Raw genomic sequence first — 789 nt, 5'->3', positions numbered from 1 at the left:
GGTTTGTAAGTTACAGTTTCTTCAAGATTTTCTTGAGTGACTGTCTTAGAAGCAACACTTGCTTTATCCGCATAGTATCCAGTAACACCTGGCGTTGGAACTGCATCATAGTTAGTCTTATTAGTTGTCCATGCTTCATCAGGGTTAAGAACTTTACCTGTAACTTTATCAAGTTTTAAGGTACGTGTCCATTGTGCATTTTGAACATTGTCTGCTGGTGTTTGACTACCTGCACCTACATAATGAACAGTTGACGTTACATCTTTCTTCCATTGATCTTCCGCAGGGTATTTAGGACTGTTTGGATCATTTGGATTGATTGGATCTGTTGGATTATGTGGATCGTTTGGTCCAACTGGTGTTTCACCATGTTTCAAGGTTACTGTCCATGTTTGATCGACTGAAGCATCGTTATCGAAGTGGGCACCTGTTGGGAACTCATCGCTAACGAGAACGTAACCACGATCTTCATAATACTTGATCTTGTCCGCAGTTGAGTAATTAATTGCCTCACCTGATTTACCACCGACTTGATCATTGGCAAGGGTTTGACCAGTTGTTTGATCAACGTACTTGATCACTGCTTTTTGTTCTGCCTTACGGTAGACAACTGGGGTATCAGCTCCTGGGTTAGATGGTGTTACATTTGGAATGTCTGTCACATAACCTGGGATGACTGGTGTTGGTGTTACACCACCCTTAGTTGGATCGTTTGGATCATTCGTATATTGTGGAGTTGGTGCACTTGGAATTTTGTTTCCTTCTGGATCAACTGGAATGATCTTACCA

At 41.7% G+C, this 789-nt stretch carries 1 protein-coding gene; it reads right to left on the bottom strand.

The genetic code is table 11. From position 1 onward, the window contains the following. Positions 1-789: mucin-binding protein (locus ADM33_RS11520; RefSeq protein WP_049504827.1), on the bottom strand; the 789-nt coding region annotated here is incomplete at both ends.

The organism is Streptococcus oralis (assembly GCF_001075875.1).
Taxonomy (GTDB): Bacteria; Bacillota; Bacilli; order Lactobacillales; family Streptococcaceae; genus Streptococcus; species Streptococcus oralis_I.
The sequence above is the reverse complement of the archived record's forward strand: the minus strand, read 5'-3'. Positions and strand labels throughout refer to the sequence as shown.